This window comes from Tsukamurella sputi, assembly GCF_007858445.1.
GTDB lineage: Bacteria > Actinomycetota > Actinomycetes > Mycobacteriales > Mycobacteriaceae > Tsukamurella > Tsukamurella sputi.
This window is the reverse complement of the sequence record NZ_VIGV01000002.1, coordinates 367,031-385,936: the sequence shown is the minus strand read 5'-3', so window position 1 is coordinate 385,936 and position 18,906 is coordinate 367,031. Positions and strand designations below refer to the sequence as shown.

The 18,906-nt window shown below is 70.1% G+C and carries 18 protein-coding genes and 4 tRNA genes; 17 read left to right on the top strand and 5 right to left on the bottom strand.

The window, feature by feature from the left end; genetic code table 11:
- Positions 1-98 precede the first annotated feature (98 nt).
- A tRNA-Val gene (locus FK268_RS07080) sits at positions 99-170 on the bottom strand.
- A 258-nt stretch (positions 171-428) separates the two neighbouring features.
- On the opposite strand from FK268_RS07080, the gene FK268_RS07075 reads away from it, so the two are divergent.
- The 3 genes from FK268_RS07075 (at position 429) to FK268_RS07065 (ending at position 716) form a co-directional block, all read left to right on the top strand.
- Positions 429-501: transfer RNA gene (locus tag FK268_RS07075), tRNA-Gly, on the top strand.
- A gap of 17 nt (positions 502-518) precedes the next feature.
- Positions 519-592, top strand: a tRNA-Cys gene (locus FK268_RS07070).
- A gap of 49 nt (positions 593-641) precedes the next feature.
- Positions 642-716: transfer RNA gene (locus FK268_RS07065), tRNA-Val, on the top strand.
- 68 nt (positions 717-784) lie between these two features.
- Here FK268_RS07065 and FK268_RS07060 read toward each other — a convergent pair.
- Entirely contained in the window at positions 785-1,213 is a 429-nt protein-coding gene (locus FK268_RS07060) for a hypothetical protein (protein WP_146432590.1), read from the bottom strand.
- A 542-nt stretch (positions 1,214-1,755) separates the two neighbouring features.
- Between FK268_RS07060 and FK268_RS07055 the strand changes: the two genes are divergently transcribed.
- Positions 1,756-2,106, top strand: a complete 351-nt coding sequence (locus FK268_RS07055) for a hypothetical protein (protein WP_146432588.1) — start codon at positions 1,756-1,758, stop codon at positions 2,104-2,106.
- 44 nt (positions 2,107-2,150) lie between these two features.
- The gene (locus tag FK268_RS07050; protein WP_146432586.1) at positions 2,151-2,588 is read left to right on the top strand and encodes a VOC family protein; all 438 of its coding nucleotides are present in this window, start codon (positions 2,151-2,153) and stop codon (positions 2,586-2,588) included.
- Here the strand turns inward: FK268_RS07050 and FK268_RS07045 are convergent.
- Positions 2,575-3,471: a LysR family transcriptional regulator gene (locus FK268_RS07045; protein ID WP_146432584.1), complete on the bottom strand. Its 897-nt coding sequence runs from the start codon at positions 3,469-3,471 to the stop codon at positions 2,575-2,577. The two genes, FK268_RS07050 and FK268_RS07045, sit on opposite strands and share 14 nt — an antisense overlap.
- 121 nt (positions 3,472-3,592) lie before the next feature.
- On the opposite strand from FK268_RS07045, the gene FK268_RS07040 reads away from it, so the two are divergent.
- Both FK268_RS07040 and FK268_RS07035 read left to right on the top strand, forming a co-directional pair.
- A complete protein-coding gene (locus FK268_RS07040) occupies positions 3,593-5,380 on the top strand; it encodes an acyclic terpene utilization AtuA family protein (RefSeq protein WP_146432582.1) in 1,788 nt (595 codons plus the stop codon).
- Positions 5,377-6,864, top strand: coding sequence for a CoA transferase (locus tag FK268_RS07035; RefSeq protein ID WP_146432580.1), 1,488 nt, complete (start codon positions 5,377-5,379; stop codon positions 6,862-6,864). Before FK268_RS07040 ends, FK268_RS07035 begins: the two co-directional genes overlap by 4 nt.
- A 9-nt stretch (positions 6,865-6,873) precedes the next feature.
- Here FK268_RS07035 and FK268_RS07030 read toward each other — a convergent pair whose 3' ends face one another.
- Positions 6,874-7,215, bottom strand: coding sequence for a DUF1801 domain-containing protein (locus tag FK268_RS07030; protein WP_146432578.1), 342 nt, complete (start codon positions 7,213-7,215; stop codon positions 6,874-6,876).
- Positions 7,216-7,285: 70 nt separating this feature from the next.
- A complete protein-coding gene (locus tag FK268_RS07025; RefSeq protein WP_146432576.1) occupies positions 7,286-8,716 on the bottom strand; it encodes a TrbL/VirB6 family protein in 1,431 nt (476 codons plus the stop codon).
- A 427-nt stretch (positions 8,717-9,143) separates the two neighbouring features.
- Here FK268_RS07025 and FK268_RS07020 point away from each other — a divergent pair, with 427 nt between their 5' ends.
- From FK268_RS07020 to FK268_RS06975, 10 genes are all read left to right on the top strand, one after another.
- Positions 9,144-9,866 (top strand): hypothetical protein, encoded by a 723-nt coding sequence (locus FK268_RS07020; RefSeq protein ID WP_146432575.1) that lies wholly within the window; start codon positions 9,144-9,146, stop codon positions 9,864-9,866.
- Positions 9,867-9,884: 18 nt separating this feature from the next.
- A complete protein-coding gene (locus FK268_RS07015) occupies positions 9,885-10,307 on the top strand; it encodes a TIGR02611 family protein (RefSeq protein WP_146432573.1) in 423 nt (140 codons plus the stop codon).
- 5 nt (positions 10,308-10,312) lie between these two features.
- A complete protein-coding gene (locus FK268_RS07010) occupies positions 10,313-10,837 on the top strand; it encodes a (2Fe-2S)-binding protein (protein WP_146432571.1) in 525 nt (174 codons plus the stop codon).
- 150 nt (positions 10,838-10,987) lie between these two features.
- Positions 10,988-12,988 (top strand): threonine--tRNA ligase, encoded by a 2,001-nt coding sequence (gene thrS, locus FK268_RS07005; RefSeq protein ID WP_438695978.1) that lies wholly within the window; start codon positions 10,988-10,990, stop codon positions 12,986-12,988.
- A 34-nt stretch (positions 12,989-13,022) separates the two neighbouring features.
- A complete protein-coding gene (locus FK268_RS07000) occupies positions 13,023-13,577 on the top strand; it encodes an HIT family protein (RefSeq protein WP_146432568.1) in 555 nt (184 codons plus the stop codon).
- Position 13,578: 1 nt separating this feature from the next.
- A complete protein-coding gene (gene pgsA / locus FK268_RS06995; RefSeq protein ID WP_146432566.1) occupies positions 13,579-14,238 on the top strand; it encodes a phosphatidylinositol phosphate synthase in 660 nt (219 codons plus the stop codon).
- Complete coding sequence (locus FK268_RS06990; protein ID WP_146433417.1) at positions 14,238-15,152, top strand: phosphatidylinositol mannoside acyltransferase; 915 nt, start codon at positions 14,238-14,240, stop codon at positions 15,150-15,152. Before pgsA ends, FK268_RS06990 begins: the two co-directional genes overlap by 1 nt.
- Before the next feature lie 3 nt (positions 15,153-15,155).
- Entirely contained in the window at positions 15,156-16,280 is a 1,125-nt protein-coding gene (locus FK268_RS06985; RefSeq protein WP_146432564.1) for a glycosyltransferase family 4 protein, read from the top strand.
- 14 nt (positions 16,281-16,294) lie between these two features.
- A complete protein-coding gene (locus FK268_RS06980) occupies positions 16,295-17,323 on the top strand; it encodes an NUDIX hydrolase (RefSeq protein WP_146433415.1) in 1,029 nt (342 codons plus the stop codon).
- A gap of 8 nt (positions 17,324-17,331) precedes the next feature.
- Positions 17,332-18,900 (top strand): serine/threonine-protein kinase, encoded by a 1,569-nt coding sequence (locus FK268_RS06975; protein WP_146432562.1) that lies wholly within the window; start codon positions 17,332-17,334, stop codon positions 18,898-18,900.
- Positions 18,901-18,906: the final 6 nt, after the last annotated feature.

The window sequence follows — 18,906 nt, the reverse complement described above, 5'->3', positions numbered from 1 at the left end:
ATGCGGACTGGGCGTGGCGGGCCGTGATGTGCTCGGACGCGGACGAGCGGCGGTGCCCGGAAACGAAAAAAACCGCCTGTCACCAGGCGGTTTCTCGGTGGTCCTAGCTGGGATCGAACCAGCGACCTTCCCCGTGTGAAGGGGACGCTCTCCCACTGAGCCATAGGACCGAAGCTGTGCGCGTCTCCGTGTTACCAGGGAGGCGAACGAGAGAGAACACTAACACGACCGCTGAGTGAAAGGGTAATCGGGTGCCTCACCTGCGGTTAGTGTGTGCACTCGTAAGTCGACGGAGTTTCGGGGTGTGCTCCACCATGCCGATTGCGCGCGAAACAGGGGATGACCTGCCGATTTGGCAGAGCGCTCGTTGTTCACGTAGTGTTCTCTCTCGCACCGGAAAGGCGTCACAAGCGCCGGTCCGGACGAATGCGGATGTAGCGCAGTTGGTAGCGCATCACCTTGCCAAGGTGAGGGTCGCGGGTTCGAATCCCGTCATCCGCTCGAAGTGGGCTTACCGTGGCGGTGTGGCCGAGTGGTGAGGCAACGGCCTGCAAAGCCGTGCACACGGGTTCGATTCCCGTCGCCGCCTCCAACACGCTCAGCCACTCCGCAACGGAGCGGCTGAGCACCACTTCATGCAAGCGCGATTAGCTCAGTGGGAGAGCGCTTCCCTGACACGGAAGAGGTCACTGGTTCAATCCCAGTATCGCGCACCACAACGAAACCCCCTGGTTCACCAGGGGGTTTCGTTGCGTCTGAGGGCGGCTGCGCGCTCACGGAGAAGTCACACGATCTTCCCGTCGCGATGAACGGTGCGCGGTCGGTGCGTGATCTCGCTCCGGTAGATCACCAGGCCGAACAGTCCGTGCTGGACGAACTCGTCGGCCAGATAGCCGTCGATGTCCCGAGCATCGCACTCCGGATGGCCGGCCAGGAATGCGGCGAGCGACGGCGCAATGGTGGAGGCGTCGACATCGAAGGACTCGCCGCCGAGGTCAGTGATCCTGGCGTGCGACCATCCGTCCCAACTGTCCACGCCCGCCCAATGGCGAATGCCGCAGCCCTCGATCGCTTCGATGAGCACGCGGGTCGCGAGGTACTGGAAGCGATCGCCATCTCGCCGGTCCACGATGCGGAGCGCTGCCCGATATCCGATGCCGTGCTCTCTGCTGTAGGTTCTGGCGGCTCGCTTGAGTGCGGAGTTCGAGGTCACGTCGTTTCACCATCCGATGCGGCGACGGAGTACCCGCGTTCTCCAACGCCTCAGTGCATGCGGCTGGTACGTCGGAATCGCAGATCCAGCGGACCTTGCCGTCAGCGCCACCTGTGGCGACGCGGGCGCCGGTGATGGCTCGGGAGGCTGTGCGAGCAGCTCTCCCGTGATCGTAGCAACTGCCGTCACGGGAATGCTATTTTGCGGTCATGAACAGGGTGATGTGGGCTGTGAAGACTCGACGAGGCTGGGTTCCGCTGGCAGCGTTGGTCCTCGGGCTCCTCATCGGCGTCGCCGGAGCGGCGTGGATCCTCCGCCCCGTCGATGTGCCGCGGCCGTCCGCACCGCGCGCGACAGCGACGAATCCGTGCGCGGACTGTGTCGTGCTGCCGCCTTCCAACACTCTCGGGGCGGTCGTCGGCGAACTCGTCACCGATTCGGTTCGACGGCCGTCGATCGGGATCTGCCCCGCGGGGTACCGAGGTGCGGGCAAGCTGGGATCGGACGGTGTCTGCCGTTCTGAGACGACCTTCCGTGTCGAAATGGAGCTGCTCCCCGGTACGTACCGAGAGCCGGATCAGGGACCCGTTGCGCGATGCGAGATCGGCAGTGACGCGCGCTTCGCTGTGGTTTCTGTGCGTGATCTGGGTTCCGCGCACATGGGTGCGCGGAACGAGGCGCCGATCCGCGATGAGACGGAGTCGACGTGTGAGGCCGTTCGTCGGGCCCAGCCCGAACTCGCGAACGTCGCGTTCGATGTGCATCAACTCTTCTGGTTACAGCGCTACAGCGCCGAGACCCTGGACACCGCGACGAATCGGATCGTCGAGCCGCTCCGCACCATCGGCTATCGCAGAACTCCGACACTGAACGTCGTCGGCGTGGCGGTGTGAGTCGATCGACGGCGGCGTCCGAACAGGCCCGATAGCCTCGAACCATGCCGATCACACTCGAGAACGTCGCCATCGCGGTCCGTGACCTGGATGCGACCATCGCGTTCTTCACCGACCTGGGGCTCAGCGTCGTCGGCCGCCAGACGGTGAGCGGTGAGTGGACGGACACGGCCGTCGGTCTCGACGGCAACCACGCGAAGATCGCCATGTTGCAGACACCGGACGGTCAGGGCCACGTCGAGTTGTTCGAGTACATCCACCCCGACGCGATCGAGACCGAGCCGACGCTGCCCAACGAGATCGGGATGCACCGGATCGCCTTCTCCGTCGACGATCTCGACGAGGCGCTGGCGATCGCGGCGAAGCACGGCTGCCATCCGCTCCGTGGCGTCGGCACGTACGAGGACATCTACCGCCTGACGTACGTGCGCGGCCCGAGCGGCATCATCGTCATGCTCGCGCAGGACCTCACGAAGGGCTGACAGCGCCGTCCACCGCGCGACGGATCGCGGTGATCGCATCCCGGAGTCTCGGGTCCGACGCGGTTCGCGACGTACTCCAGGTGGCGTACGTGGACAGGTCGCCGCCACCGTCGACCTCGAGGAAGACGACGTCCTCGTCGCGCAGCAACCGTGCGGTCGTGCCGGTGTCCCGCGTCGAGAAGGTGAAGGCCTGGCCCGCGGCGACGAGCTGCGCGACGCCGGCGAAGTTCGAATCCGCCACCGCTGCTCGGCGGTGTACCCCGGCTGCTCGGAGCGTCTCGTCGAGGCGTCCGTAGAGAGCGGGCGCGGCCGTGCTGTCGATCGACGCGAACGCGAGGTCGGCGAGCTCCGACAGCCGCACCGACGACCGTGCACCGAAGGCGGTGCCGCGCCCCACGACGACGTAGGTCGGCCGCCGTTCGAGAAGGATCGCGTCGATGCCCCGCTCGTGAATCGGGCCGTGCGCGACCGCGAGGTCCACGTCGCCGGCGCGGATCGCCGAGAGCAGCGGCCCGGTGTGCGCGGGGGAGAGGACGACCTCGACGCCCGGGCAGGCATCTCCGATGGCGCTCAGCACGAGGTCACGCGCCGGACCGGAGACGTCCGGCGCGATGCCGACGGTCATGCGCGCGGGTGCTGCGGAGCCCGCGATGGCGTCGAACCGGGCGAGGACGTCGCACGCGCGGGGGAGCAGCTCCGCTCCCCGGGGAGTCAGATCGAGGTGGTGATGCCGCCGGAAGAACAGCGCCGCACCGAGTTCCTTCTCCAGATCGCGGATCCGGCGGCTCAGCGGCGACGCGGCCATGTGCAGCCGCTCGGCGGCGCGGGCGATCGTGCCCTCCTCCGCGACGGCCACGAAGTACCGCAGGTGCCAGATCTCCACCGACCGAGCCTAACTCGCTACGGACCGCAGCGGTCCGGTACGAGGGTCCCGGACGGTCCTGGTCCGACGGTGCCGGACCGGCATACCGTCGAACCAGGACGAACGAGCGATGGAGGCGGACATGGAACGGCGACCGGTGCGGATCGCGAACTTCTCCGGGTACCTGGGAGATCGGGCGACGGCGATCGACGAGGTGATGGCGGGCGACCCCGTCGATGTCATGGTGGGCGACTACCTCGCCGAGATCACCCTCGCCGGGCTGGTCGGTGCGTACCGCGCGAATCCGCAGGCCGGCTTCGTTCCCGTCTTCGTGGACCAGATCCGGCCGCACCTGTCCGCGATCGCCGAGCGGGGGATCCGGGTCGTCACCAACGCCGGGGGCTTCAACCCGGCCGCGCTCGCCGCGGCACTGCGGGACGAGGCCGCGAAGGCCGGAGCCGATCTGCGCGTCGCGCACGTCGAGGGCGATGCGGTCCTCGACCGCCTCGACGATCTGGCGGCTGCGGGACACCGCCTGGACAATCTCGATAGCGGCGCGCCGATCAGCAGTTGGCGAGCGCAGCCGCTGGCCGCCAACGCCTACCTGGGCGGCTGGGGCATCACCGCTGCCCTCGCCGCGGGCGCGGACATCGTGGTGTGCGGGCGCGTCACCGACGCCTCACTGATCACCGGGCCAGCGGCGTGGTGGCACGGATGGGACTGCGAGGACTTCGACGCCCTCGCCGGCGCCGTCGTCGCCGGGCACATCATCGAGTGCGGCCCGCAGGCCGTGGGCGGCAACTTCTCCGGCTTCACCGGGCTCGGCGATCTCCGTCGCCCGGGCTTCCCGATCGCCGAGGTCGCCGCGGACGGCTCGGCCGTCATCACCAAGCACGGGCGCGACGGTGGGGCCGTCACCGTCGACACCGTGACGGCGCAGCTGGTCTACGAGATCCAGGGCCCGAACTACCTGAACCCGGACGTCACCGTCGGCCTGCAGGATGTGCGACTGGCGCAGACCGGGCCCGATCGGGTGCGCGTGTCCGGGGCGGTGGGATCGCCGCCCCCGGCGACGACCAAGGTCGCGACGTTCGGCGTCGTCGGCTACCGCACCGTCGGCACCGTCTTCGCCACTGGCACCGACGTACCCGCGAAGGTGGACCTGCTCCGTTCACAGCTCGAGCTCGACAAGCCCGCCGGGGTGAGCGTCACCGTCACCCAGGTCGGCGTTCCGGCCGCGGACCCCGAGACCCAGTGGGAGGCCACCGTCGCACTGCGCGTGCTGGCGGCCGCCCCCACCGCTGACGAACTCGCCGAATACAACCTGATCCGGCGCCTCGGCAGCCTCTACCTGCAGAGCTTCCCGGGCATCTTCCACGACGGCGCCTCGGTGCTGCACGCCGCGCCGTCCCCGACGATCGACTACTGGCCGGGCCTGCTGCCGACGGCCGAGCTGGCGCACCGGGCCGTCCTCGACGACGGGACGGCGATCGCGATCGCGCCCCCGGACGCGACCTCGGTGCCGGACCAGCCGGGGCACCCCGAACCCGAACAGGCACTCGAGACCGGTCCGGTGCGGGAGGTCCCGCTCGGCACCGTCGCGTACGCGCGCAGCGGCGACAAGGGCGGCAACAGCAACGTCGGCATCTGGACGCCCGACGCCGCGGCCTGGCCGTGGCTGCGCCGCTTCCTCAGCACCGACGAGGTGCGTCGCCTGTTCCCCGACGCCAAGGGGCTGGACATCGTTCGGCACGAATTCCCCGAGCTGCGGGCGGTGCACTTCGTCTTCCGCGGCCTGCTCGGCACCGGCGGCTCCTCGAACGACCGGATCGATCAGGTGGGCAAGGCGGTGGGCGAGTACCTGCGCTCCCGGATCGTCCCCGTCCCCGAGACCGTGCTCGACCGGACCGCTGCGGAGGCCCGACGATGACCGATCAGCTCGCCGAGCGCATCCGGAGCGCCGTCGCCCACCCCGCGACCGATGACGGCTACGACCTCAACGCCGCCCTCGACGAGGTGCTCGCAGGGCTCGGCATGAGTGCGGCCGACATCGGCGGGGCCATTCGCTTCCATGGCGCCGACCCGGTGGTGCCCAGCACACTGCGGATCGCCGGCGCGACCTCGATCGCGCTGGCCGCGAAGTCGGCTGCGGTCGCCAAGCTCTGGCGGATGCGGGGCGGCGAAGGCCAGGACATCGACATCGACATCCGGCCCACGCCGCACCGGCTGTGCCCGTTCTACGACGCCCGCTGGGAACTGGTCAACGGATACCCGGCGACCTCGTCGGCCAACGCCTCCAACGCCTTCGGCTTCCGCTTCTACCGGACCCGCGACGCCCGCTGGGTGATGCCGCTCAACCCGTATCCCAAGATCAAGGTGGCGGCGCAGCGTCTGCTGGGCGTACCCGACGACGAGGCGGCCGTCGAGGCGGCGATCGCGCAGCGCGACGGACTCGAACTGGAGGAGGCCGCCGCCCGCGCGGGCGTCGTGCTGCCGATGCTCCGCAGCGCCGAGGAGTTCCTGGACCTGCAGCAGTACCGGGAGGGCCTCGCGGGCACGCCCCTCGTCGAGATCACGCGCATCGGCGATTCCGCGCCCGAGCCCCTTCCGCCCGGCGAACAACCGCTGTCGGGTGTCCGGGCGCTCGGTATGGGCCACGTGATCGCTGGAGCGGGAGCGGGTCGCTCGTTGGCGCTGCACGGCGCCGACGTCCTCAACGTCTGGCGTCCCGGCGAGCACGAGCACGACACCACGTACGTGACGGCGAACGTCGGGGTCCGGTCCTGCACTCTGAGTCCCCACCGTGGAGACGGCCCGGCCCGGCTCCGCGAGCTGGTCGCGGGGGCCGACGTCTTCTACGCCAACCGCCGGCCCGGCTACCTCGCGTCGATCGGGATGTCCGCCGAGGACATGGCGGCAGCGCGACCGGGGATCGTGCACGCCTCGGCGTCCCTGTTCGGCGGTGACGGGCCCTGGGCCGACCGCGTGGGCTTCGATCAGACCGCGGGCAGCCTCGTCGGGATGATGAATCTCGAAGGCGGCGACGGGGACCCGGCGCTCCCGCCGATCCTCGTCGTCAACGACTACATCGTCTCCTGGCTCATGGCGGCGGGGGTCACGGAGGCGCTCGCGCGACGCGCCGTCGACGGCGGCAGCTACCGCGTGCACGTCTCCCTCGCTCGGGTCGCGCTGTGGATCCTCTCGCTCGGCGTCTTCGACCGTGAGTACGCACACGCGATCGCGGGGACGCCGGGCGAGCACGAGTACCTCGCTCCCGAGACCTTCACCGCGGACACCCCGCTGGGGCACTACCAGGGCGTCACCGACCAGGTGCGCATGTCGGTGACGCCGGGGACGTACCGAACGGTGCTCGTGCCGCGCGGGTCGAGCGCACCGGAGTGGTTGCCGCGGTGACGACTCCGGTCAGGCGCGGTTGAGTGCGGCCGCGCGGTTGATGAGGCCCCGGAACGCGGCCTCATCGAGATCGTCGGACTCGCGGATGTCGATGGCGCGACGGGTTCCGGCGTCCAGGCTGGCGTTGAACAGTCCCTCGGGATCGTCGACGGACGCGCCCTTCGCGAAGGTGATCTTCACCTTGTCCTTGTAGGTCTCGACGGTGCAGACGAGCCCGTCGAGCGAGAAGGTGGGGACGCCGTCCGGGTTGGACGGCTTGCGCCATTTCGCTTCTTCGACGGTGTCCGGCTCGGCCTCGAGGATCAGGCCGCGGATCTTCTCGACGGTGCTTTCCCGCCAGTCGCTGCTCATAGTCGAACGGTACGCCAACGGCGGCCGGGGCACAGTGCCCCGGCCGCCGCCGGTCGTGATTCCGCGAGGATCAGTGCACGTCCACCGAGGGGGTGTCCTTGACGCTGACGCCGCTCGAGCTCGCGGTGGCCGAGCCGGTGTCGGCCTCGACGCCGTGGCTGCCGGTGGCAGGCGTGCTCACCTCGACGCCGCCCGACGGGCCGGTCACCGACGCCGAGCCGGTGCTCGGGCTGACCGACGCGCTGCCGGTCTCCACGTGACCGCTGGCTCCGCCGGCCGGGGTGCTGACGCCGGCGGCGGCCTTGGGGCCGGTCACCGTGGTGTCGCCGTTCGGTGCCACGGTCGCCGAACCGGTCGAGACCGCGGCACCGCCGCTGACGCCGACCGGAGTGGTGACCGTGCCGGTCGCGGCGGGACCGGTCACCGAGACGCCGTTGGTGCCCGCGGAGGCGCTGCCCGTCGATGCGGTGACGGTTCCGCTGCCGACCGGGGTGGTCACAGTACCGGTCCCGGACGGGCCGGCGACCGCGACGCCGGTCGGCGTGATGCTGGCGCCGCCGCCGTTGACGTCGAGGCCCGCCTTCACGGTGTTGAGCACGTTGACGTTCGCCTTCACGTCCGGCGCGTCGACGGTGATGCCGCCGGTCCCGACGGTGATGGTTCCGGGGGTCACGCCGACCGAGCCCCCGCCGAGCGGCGTGGTGAGCGTGCCACCGATGCTCGGCGTCACCAGGACCAGCTGGCCGTTCTGGAAGCCCACCTGGCCGAGGTTGATCACGAGTCCGGCGTTGATGCCGAGGAGCGGAATCCCGAGGCCGAGGTTGATGGAGGGCAGGCCGACGAGGAAGGTCTTGTCGCCGTAGGTCACCGTGGCCGGCACGATGGTCGCGCTCGCGCTGCCGAGGCCCAGGGGCGCTGTGGCGCCCAGGCCGAGCGACGGCGTCCACGTGGTGAGCCCGTTGGTGGTGACCGCGCTCAGCGAGGTCGAGAGGCCCAGCGCGCTGCCCAGCGGGCCGTTGAGGGTGGTGTTGTTGCCGCCGATGCTGCCGACGCCGAGCCCACCGGAATTCGCGTTCAGGCCGACCAGGCCGTAGGTGGTGCTCGTGAGCCCGCCGAGGCCGAGGGGCGCCCCCACCTTGAACGTGTCGGACGACCACGCGCCGGCCCAACCCGGAGCGAGCGGCGTCGTGCCGAAGGCGGATCCGGCCGTGGTGTTCGAGACCGGGATCAGGCCGCCGATCACGGGGATCTGGTTCCAGGCGGCGACGCCCTGGTTGATGACGGGTGCGACCTGGGGGATGACCGCGATCGGGATGCCGCCCGGGAGGAGCGGAGCAGACGCGAGCAGCGCGTCGATCTGAGGATTGCCGGTGGGCGTGGTGGCAGCATTCGCAGCGGCGGGAGTCGCGACGGTCATCGCGGCAGCAGCGGCCACAGCGGTGACGGCAACGGCGCTGCGGCGCACCGTCTTCCGTGCGTGCTTGGGGGCAGTAGGGGACATGGAGGACCTCCGGTTCATGAAGGTTCGGCGTGCTCGGGCGAGGACGTCGATAGAAGTGATGGTGACCCAGGCGAATAGGAGGTGTCTGCGCTCGGTGAGAGTGCCTGAAGCGGCGCCTGTGCATCTCCTGGGAGTTATGAAGTTATCAGCATTTCCATGGTTTCCCAATAAGTTTCTCGGTTATTTGCTCAAAGAGATTCAAGCTACTGCGCAGTAGCGAAAGCCTCAGTGGTCTAAGGAAACTCGTTCTACAAGTTTGCGATTGAAGTGTCCTGGTCAATCGGTGTATTCATAACCGTTTCGCGCGAAGAAATGAGGGGTCGCGCGGCGACGGAATTGACGTTCGGCGCTGAATGAATCGGCGATGTGCACAAGTGGATATGCAGCACTGCCGCGCCGGTCGTTTCGGGAGCCTCCGACGATTATCATGAAGATCGTGTTTACCGTCATGCAACGTCAGGATGTCGCGAATCGGATGCTCGCCGCCGCGCGGACGGCGGAGGGGGTCCTTGCCGGTGCGGTGGTCGGTCCCGCTGCTGCAGGAGCGCTGGATCCCTTGTCCGGCATCGACCTTCGGTTCGGTGTCGCCTCCGATACGGATCCGGGCGATGTTCACGGTCGGTGGATCGAGCTGATGTACCGCGAGTTCGACGCGATTCATCACACGGTCGAAGCGACGGGCGTCGTCTACCTCCTTCCGGATCTCCTCACCGCACGCGTGGCGATCGTCCCCGCCGCGTTGTTCGGGCCTCGCCCTGGGGAGCCCTTTCATCAGGTGTTCGGCCCCTCCGGTGCGCAGATCCCTCCCGCGCCGCTCGAGAACGACGTCGTCGGTCCGGCGTGGTTGGCCGCTCTGCGGACCCGCGCCGCTCTCCATCGGGGCGACGGTGCCTCGGCGGCGGTCGCCCTCGACGCGCTCCGCGCAGCGTTGATCGGGCTCGCCGGCGCGCGCACCGGCGCTCCGCCCGGCTTCCTCTCGCCCGAGGATCGCGCACGGATCCGCGGCACCGAGGCCGGCTCCGGGGATGCCGCCTCGGTCGGCCGCGCGTTCGCGGTCGCGGTGCAACTGCTGGACGCCGAGTTGCAGGCGACCGCCCCCGCCGTCGCCGACGCGGTGACCCTGCCGCTGTTGGAGGAGGTCGCCGGCTAGCGCCGGTACCGTGGAACCATGCACGACCAGCACAGCGAGACGCCCCGGACAGGTCTGAGCGCGTGGCGCGCCCGGATCACGTCCTCCCGGCACGGCGCACTCGTGTGGCGGGGCGCCGTGGGCGTCATCGGGGGAATCGTCCTCGTCGCCGGGATCATCGCGATCCCGTACCCCGGGCCGGGCTGGTTGATCGTCTTCGCGGGCCTGGGCATCCTCGCCACCGAATTCGAGTGGGCGCACCGACTGCTGCGGTTCGCCCGTGCGCGCTACGACAGGTTCGTCGAGTGGCTCTCGCGGCAGAACATCGTCGTGAAGGCTCTCTTCGGCCTGGGCACGTGCGCCATCGTCCTGGCCACCCTGTGGCTCCTCGGCGCGCTGAGCACGGCCGCCGGATGGGTCGGCATCCACTGGCCGTGGCTCGCCAGTCCGGTCTTCGGCTGACCCCGATGGCGGAAGGCCAGATCGACGCGCTCCGCCGCGGCATCGGTGCACCGGATCTCCGGACGGCGGGAATCCTCTACTGGTACGCCCTTTCCGGGGCCCTCGCCCGGCTCGCCGCCGCGGGACTCGACGGGGCGTCAGTGACCGTTCGCACCGGCGCGGGCGGGTGGCCCGAGGTGGGGGAGGCGTCACCGTCGGACGACCCGAACGGAGCGCTGGCACGTGCCTGCCACCGCCTGATCCCGGCGATCGCCGCGGCGTCGGGCGCTACTGAATGGTCGCTGTGGGCGATCGCCACCGATTCGATCGCGTCGGCCGCCCTGGGCGCCGACGATCCGGTCACCGCCGCCGACGATGCCCTGCGTGCGTGCGGCTCCGAAGCCCCCGCCGCGCGGTTCGACGAGGTGCCGGGGCGCGGCACCGTCGTCCGGCGGGGCTCCTGCTGTCTGCTCTACCTGTGCCCCGGTATGAGCAAGTGCCTCAGCTGTCCCCGGCAGACCCCCGACGAGCGACGCGCCCGGCTCGCCTGAGGCTCGCCTCGGGCGCGTCCGACGGAACGTGACCGATAGGATCGATCCCACTGACAACCGCGTGCGGCCAGGTATGCCGCCCGCTACATGACTAGGAGCACTGTGAGCACCACCTTCGTCGTCCCGGCAGGTATCGCCGCCGGGGCAGCCATGCGCGAGCTGGACCTGCCCAACAAGGGCCCCGAGGCCGTCGTCGTCGTCAAGACCTCGGACGGCACGCTCAAGGACCTGAGCTGGATCCCCGAGACCGACACCGAGGTCGAGGCCGTCGCGGCGAACACGGAGGACGGGCGCAGCGTGATCCGCCACTCGGCGGCCCACGTGCTCGCGCAGGCGGTGCAGGACGGCTTTCCCGGCGCCAAGCTGGGCATCGGACCGCCCATCAAGGACGGTTTCTACTACGACTTCGACGTCGCGGAGCCCTTCACCCCCGAGGACCTCAAGACCCTCGAGAAGAAGATGAAGCAGATCATCAAGGCCGGGCAGAAGTTCAGCCGCCGCGTGTACGGGTCCAAGGACGAGGCGCGGGCCGAGCTCGGAGGAGAGCCCTACAAGCTGGAGCTGATCGACGACAAGGGCGCGGCCGACGACAGCGAGGTCATGGAGGTCGGCGGCGCCGAGCTCACCGCCTACGACAACCTGAACCCCCGCACGGGCGAGCGCATCTGGGGCGACCTGTGCCGCGGCCCGCACGTGCCCACCACGAAGTACATCCCCGCGGTGAAGCTGACCCGCAGCTCCGCCGCCTACTGGCGCGGCGATCAGAACAACGCCGACCTGCAGCGTGTCTACGGCACCGCGTGGGAGTCGCCGGAGGCGATGGACGAGTACCTCGAGCTGCTCGCCGAGGCCGAGAAGCGCGATCACCGCAAGCTCGGCGCCGAGCTGGACCTGTTCAGCTTCCCCGACGAGCTCGGCTCCGGTCTGCCCGTCTTCCACCCCAAGGGCGGCATCATCAAGCGGGAGATGGAGGACTACGTCCGCGGCAAGCACATCGAGCACGGCTTCGAGTACGTCGGCACCCCGCACATCTCCAAGGAGAACCTCTTCCACACCTCGGGACACCTGCCGTACTACGCGGACACCATGTTCCCGCCGCTCCACGTGGACGAGGAGCGCAACGCCGAGGGGGAGATCACCAAGCAGGGGCAGGACTACTACCTCAAGGCGATGAACTGCCCGATGCACAACCTGATCTACCGGTCGCGCGGCCGGTCGTACCGGGAGCTGCCGCTGCGCCTGTTCGAGTTCGGCCACGTCTACCGCTACGAGAAGTCGGGCGTCATCCAGGGCCTGACCCGCGTGCGCGGCTTCGCCCAGGACGACTCGCACAGCTACGTGACCGAGGAGCAGGCGAAGGGCGAGATCAAGCACCTGCTGGACTTCATCCTGGGGCTGCTGCGCGACTTCGGCCTCAACGATTTCTACCTCGAGCTGTCCACCCGCGGCGACTCCGACAAGTTCATCGGTTCCGACGCCCAGTGGGCCGAGGCCACCGCCATCCTCGAGGAGGTGTGCATCGAGTCCGGTCTGCAGCTGGTCCCCGACCCGGGCGGTGCCGCCTTCTACGGCCCCAAGGTGTCCGTGCAGGCCAAGGACGCGATCGGCCGTACCTGGCAGATGTCGACGATCCAGTACGACTTCAACCAGCCGGCGGGCTTCAACCTCGAGTACACGGCCGCCGACGGCACCAAGAAGCAGCCGGTCATGATCCACTCGGCGAAGTTCGGGTCGATCGAGCGCTTCTTCGGCGTGCTCACCGAGCACTACGCCGGCGCCTTCCCGGGCTGGCTGGCGCCGGAGCAGGTCGTCGGCATCCCCGTCGCGGAACAGTTCGGCGACCACCTCGAGACCGTGATCCGCAAGCTGCGGGCGAAGGGGATCCGGGCCCACGTCGACCACAGTGACGACCGGATGCAGAAGAAGATCCGCAACCACACCACGCAGAAGGTGCCGTTCATGCTCCTCGCGGGCGAGCGTGACCAGGAAGCGGGCGCCGTGAGCTTCCGGTTCCGGGACGGCACGCAGGTCAACGAGGTGCCGGTCGACGACGCCGTCGCGCGCATCGTCGACTGGGTGCACGCGCGCCGCAACGAGTCGCCGACCGCCGAGCTGCTGGGGCCGGCCGAGAGCACCGTCGGGACGGCCTGACCGGGCCGAGGGACGACACGGGGAGAGGGAACCGATGACGGACGAGACGGGCACGCCCGGCGCGCACCGTGATTTCGGCGTGGGCGACGGGGACGAGACCATCGAGCGTCTCTGGACGCCGTACCGAATGCGGTACCTCGTCGATTCCCCGCCCGTGCCCGAGGGGAGCACGGCCTTCCTCGAGATCCCCAAGCTCGCGGATGAGGACGGGCTGATCGTGGCGCGGGGCGAGCACTGCTACGTGGTGCTCAACCTGTTCCCGTACAACCCGGGCCACTGCATGGTGGTGCCCTACCGGCAGGTCGCCGACCTGGAGGAGCTCACCGACGACGAGGCCTTCGAGCTGATCAAGCTCACCCAGAAGACGATCCGGGTGATCAAGCGGATCTCGCGGCCCGCGGCGTTCAACGTGGGCTTCAATCTGGGCCGGGCGGGTGGCGGCTCGATCGCCGAACACCTGCACCAGCACATCGTGCCGCGCTGGCCGGGCGATGCGAACTACATCACGGTGCTCTCGGGCACTAAGGTGATGCCGCAGTTGCTGGGACAGACCCGGGCGCTGATGGCGAAGGCCTGGGAGGAGGTCTGAGGTGTCGTCGATCTTCAGTCGCGAGGCCGTCTCCAAGGTCACGCATCCGATCGCGAAGGTGCTGATCAGGACCGGTCTGACGCCCGATGCGGTCACGCTCTTCGGCACGGTCTGCTCGGTGGGGGCAGCGCTGTGGCTCTTCCCGGCGGACCAGTTGTTCTGGGGAACCATGATCATCTGGTTCTTCGTCATGTTCGACATGCTCGACGGTGCGATGGCCCGCGTGCGCGGGGGAGGGACCAGGTTCGGGGCCTGGCTCGACGCCACGTGCGACCGGGTCGCCGACGGCGCGATCTTCGCGGGCCTGGCCTGGTGGGTCGTCTTCACCGAGCACAACCGGTACAACCTGCTGGTCGCCACCCTGATCTGCCTGGTCACCTCGCAGGTCATCAGCTACGCCAAGGCCCGCGCCGAGGCGTCCGGGCTCAAGGGCGACGGTGGCTGGATCGAGCGCCCGGAGCGCCTCATCATCGTGCTGGTGGGCGCGGGCTTCACCGGACTCGGGCTCTGGTGGGCGATCCACATCGCGATGTGGCTCCTGGCCGTGACCTCGATCGTCACCGTCGTGCAGCGCGCGCTGACGGTGCGGCGCTCGCCGGGAGCCACCGACCTGCTGCCGCTGCCGCAGGCGGCCGCGCAGCACGGAGAGGATCAGGCGTGATCGATCCGCGCGAGGAGATCGCCGATCTCGCCTACCGCACCGGTTGGGCCGTCACGAAGCGGATGCCGGAGTCCGCGGCGAAGTTCCTCATCGATGATCTGGGCGGCCGCCTCGGCGCCCGCGGCGAGAACGTGCAGCTGCGCAAGAATCTCGCCCGGGTCCTCGGCACCACGCCGGATGCGGTGCCTCAGAGCCTGATCGAGGATTCGTCGCGGTCGTACGCGCGGTACTGGCGCGAGTCCTTCCGGCTGCCCTCGATGGACCTCGTCGAACTCGGCGCCCGCCTCGACCAGTACGTCGACGTCCCCAGCCTGCACGAGGCGATGGCCGCGGGGACGGGCGCCGTCCTCGCGCTCCCGCACAGCGGGAACTGGGACATGGCCGGAGTCTGGCTCGCCCAGAAGTACGGCACTTTCGCCACCGTCGCCGAGCGGCTCAAGCCCGAATCGCTGTTCCGCCGGTTCGTCGAGTACCGCGAGTCCCTCGGATTCGAGATCTTCCCCCTCTCCGGCGGCGAGCAGCCGCCCATGCCCGCGCTGGCGCAGCGGCTGCGCGAAGGACGACCGATCTGCCTGCTCGGCGAGCGCGATCTCGCTCGGCACGGCGTGCCCGTGACCTTCTTCGGCGAGCGCACCCGCATGCCCGCGGGGCCCGCCAAGCTCGCGATCGACACCGGCGCGCCCCTGCTGCCGGTGCACTGCTGGTTCGAGGGTGACGCCTGGGGATTCAAGGCCGAGGCGCCGATCGACGTCTCCGGCGGCATCGAGAGCGCTACGCAGCAACTCGCGCAGGCCTTCGAACGCAACATCGCCGAGCACCCCGCCGACTGGCACATGCTGCAGCCGCTCTGGGAGTCGGACTGGTCGCAGGCGCGGCGCGACCGGATCCTGGGCGACGGAGCCGGGGGAGCCTGAGTCATGCGGATCGGGATGATCTGCCCCTACTCGTTCGACGTCGCGGGCGGGGTGCAGGCGCACGTCGTGGACCTGGCCCGCGTGCTCATCGAGCGCGGCCACGAGGTCTCGGTGCTCACGCCGTCCTCGAAGGAGACGGTGCTGCCCGACTTCGCGGTCTCGTCCGGCAAGGCCGTCGCGATCCCGTACAACGGTTCCGTCTCACGGCTCTCGTTCGGCCCCAAGGCGTTCGCGCGGCTGCGCAAATGGATCCGCACGGGCGAGTTCGACGTGCTCCACGTGCACGAGCCGAACGCGCCCAGCCTCGGCATGCTGGCTCTCGCGATCGCCGACGGTCCCATCGTCGCGACCTTTCACACGTCCACCGAGAAGTCGCTGGTGCTCTCGGTCTTCCAGAGCGTGCTGCGCCCGTCGCACGAGAAGATCCGCGGCAAGATCGCCGTCTCCGAGCTGGCCCGACGCTGGCAGATGGAATCGCTCGGGTCCGATGCCATCGAGATCCCCAACGGGGTGGACGTCCGCGCCTTCGCCGACGGCGACCCCTTGCCCGGTTACCCCCGTCCGGGGAAGACGGTGCTCTTCCTCGGCCGGTACGACGAGCCGCGCAAGGGCATGGCGGTCTTCCTGGAGGCGCTCCCGGCCATCGTCGCCGCGCAGCCCGATGTCGAGGTACTCGTGATCGGCCGGGGCGACGAGGAGAAGCTGCTCCGGGAGGCGGGGCCGCACGCGAAACACCTGCGGCTCATGGGCGCCGTCACCGACGAGGAGAAGGCCGCCGCGCTGCGCTCCGCCGACGTCTACGTCGCCCCGAACCTCGGGGGCGAGAGCTTCGGCATCGTCCTCGTCGAAGCCATGGCCGCGGGGACCGCCGTCGTCGCGAGTGACCTCAACGCCTTCGAGCGCGTCCTCGACGGAGGCGAGGCGGGCCGCCTGTTCCCGGTGGGCGACGGTGCCGCGCTCGGACGCGCGATCGTCGAACTGCTCGACGACGACTTCCGGCGCGCCGAACTCGTGACCCGCGCCTCCGAGGTGGTGTGGCGCTTCGACTGGTCCGTCGTCGCCGAACAGGTGATCCGCGTCTACGAGACCGTCGCCGTGCCCGGCACGGTCGTGTCGATCGACGACTGAGGGGGCAGCAGTTGCTGAGTCTCACCGCCACCACAGTGCTCGTCATCGGCCTCATCGTCATGGCCGTGCTGGTGGTGGCCGGTCTGGCGTACCAGACCGCGCACCGTCTGGACCGGCTGCACGTGCGGGTCGATCTCTCGCTTGCAGCGCTCGACGCGGCCCTCGCCCGACGGTCCGCCGTCGCCCGCGCGGTCGCGGCGTCCATCGCGGACGACCAGGGCCGAGCACTGCGCGCCGCCGCCGACCGCGCCGAGAACGCGGCGCCCGAGGACCGCACCCCGATGGAGAACCGCCTGTCGGCCGCGATCGGCGCCATCGACATCGAGACGCTCCCACGATCGCTCGTCGCGGAGATCGCGGACGCCGACACCCGGGTCACGATGGCCCGCCGCTTCCACAACGACGCGGTCCGCGACACGCGGGCCCTGCGCGGACGGAGGTTCGTGCGGTGGCTGCACCTCGGCGGGACGGCGCCGATGCCCCAGTACTTCGACATCGTCGATCGCGGCGGTGTGCTCCCCGCGGCCCTGCTGGCGGCCGGTGACGAGCGGCGGACATCGGCGCGCGTCATCGTCGTGGACCCCGCTGGCGCGGTTCTGATGGTCCGCGGCCACGAGCCCGTCCCGGAGGGCGAGACCGCATCGAGTCACTGGTGGTTCACCGTCGGAGGAGGAGTCGAGCGCGGCGAGGACCTGCGCGCCACCGCGGTGCGTGAACTGCAGGAGGAGACGGGCCGCACGCTGGCACCGTCGGACTTCATCGGGCCGCTGTACCGCCGGGAGGCCGTCTTCGCCTTCGACGGCGAGGTGATCGACTCGGTCGAGTACTTCTTCGCCGTGCAGTGCGAACGGTTCGAGCCGGCACCGTCGGGCTGGACCGAGCTGGAGCGGCGCACCCTCGACGAGATGCGCTGGTGTACGCCGGAGGAGATCCGGGCGTTGCCGGACCCCGTCTACCCCGCGACACTGGCGGACCTCATCCCGGGCGTGCGGGCGGCCCTGGCCGCCGGTGCGGTCCCGGGCGCACCGATCCCCGTCGAATAGGAGGTGCCGTGGCGCCGAAGGAGATCTCCGGGTACCGGGTCGTGCGGCGGCTCGGGGCGGGCGGAATGGGCGAGGTCTTCCTCGTCGACCACCCGCGGCTGCCCCGGCAGGACGCACTCAAGCTGCTCGGCCCCCAGTTCGGCGGTGATCCCCAGTTCGCGGCCCGGTTCCTCCGCGAGGCGGACATCCTCGCGGGGCTGCGTCATCCGAACATCGTCACCATCTACGACCGGGGCGAGTACGAGGACCGGCTGTGGCTCGCGATGGAGTACGTCGCGGGCGAGGACGCCGCGCAGTACCTGCGCACCCGCGGGCCGCTGCCGGCGCAGACGGTCGCGCAGATCGTCGAACAGGTGGGGAGCGCGCTCGATTGGGCGTGGAGCGAGCGCCGATTGACGCATCGCGACATCAAGCCGGGCAACATCCTGCTCGAGCCCGCGCGGTCCGGTGGGGCGCCCGTCGTCAAGCTGGTGGACTTCGGCATCGCGAAGGCGAGCGACGAGGCGAGCTCGCTCACGGCGACCGGGGTCGCCGTCGGCACCATGGCCTATCTCGCTCCCGAGGTGATCGAGGGCAAGCCCCTCGACAATCGCGCCGACGAGTACTCGCTGGCCTGCACAGCCTTCGAGCTGCTCACGGGTGCGCCGCCGTTCGGCCCGGGCACGCCGAGTTCGGTGGTGATGGCGCACCTGCAGGCGCCCGTGCCGGACCCGGCGACCCGTGCCGCCGGGGTCCCGCGCGGACTGGCGCAGGTCTTCGCGCGGGCCATGGCGAAGCAGCCTCAGGACAGATTCCCCGACAACGCCGAGTTCGCCCGCGCCTTCCGGGCGGCCCTCGGGACCGCTCCGGCGGGGCCGCCCGTGGTGGGTTCGACCTCGCCGAACCGGCCGCCCGTGCAGGCCGCGGAACCCACTCTGATCCGTCCGACGCCGCCGCCCACGCCGATTCCCGCGTACGCCACGCCGCCGCCCGCCACGCCGCCGCCGGCCGAGCCGGCGGGGAACGCCCCGCAGGGCAACGGCCGGGTCATCGCACTGGCCGCGCTCGTGGCGGTGCTCGTCGTTGCGCTCGCCGCCGTGGGCTATCTCGCGTTCGGGCGCGGCGATTCCGCGCCGCCCGCGGTCTCCACCACTGCTGCCGGCACGGCCGGGCCGACGGTGCCCACGACGCCGATCACGACGACCGCGACCGCTCCGACCACCGGCACCACGACGGTTCCGACGGTGCCGGGGACGGACGCCTACGGTTTCGTCGGTAGTCCCGCACGGTGCGCCGGTGGTGAGCAGCTCGACCTGGCGCTGCTCACCACTGGATCGGGGGCGGGCTCGCGCGTCGTGATCTGCAGCTCCGGCGGGGAGTACACCTACCGCGGGGCCCGCGCGTCGGGGGACAACAGCGGCGTCACCCTCCCGGCGGCGCGATCCGGCGCGGGGGCCTACCGCGCGGTGAACCGCAACCCGGAGGGGAAGTCCGACAACGACTTCATCTACTCGGTGAGCGCGAGCGGCCTGGTGATCTCCCGCGGCGACGGGCGGGCCGTCGCGTCCGAACCCGCGCGGGCCGTCTGGGTGCGCTGATCCTGT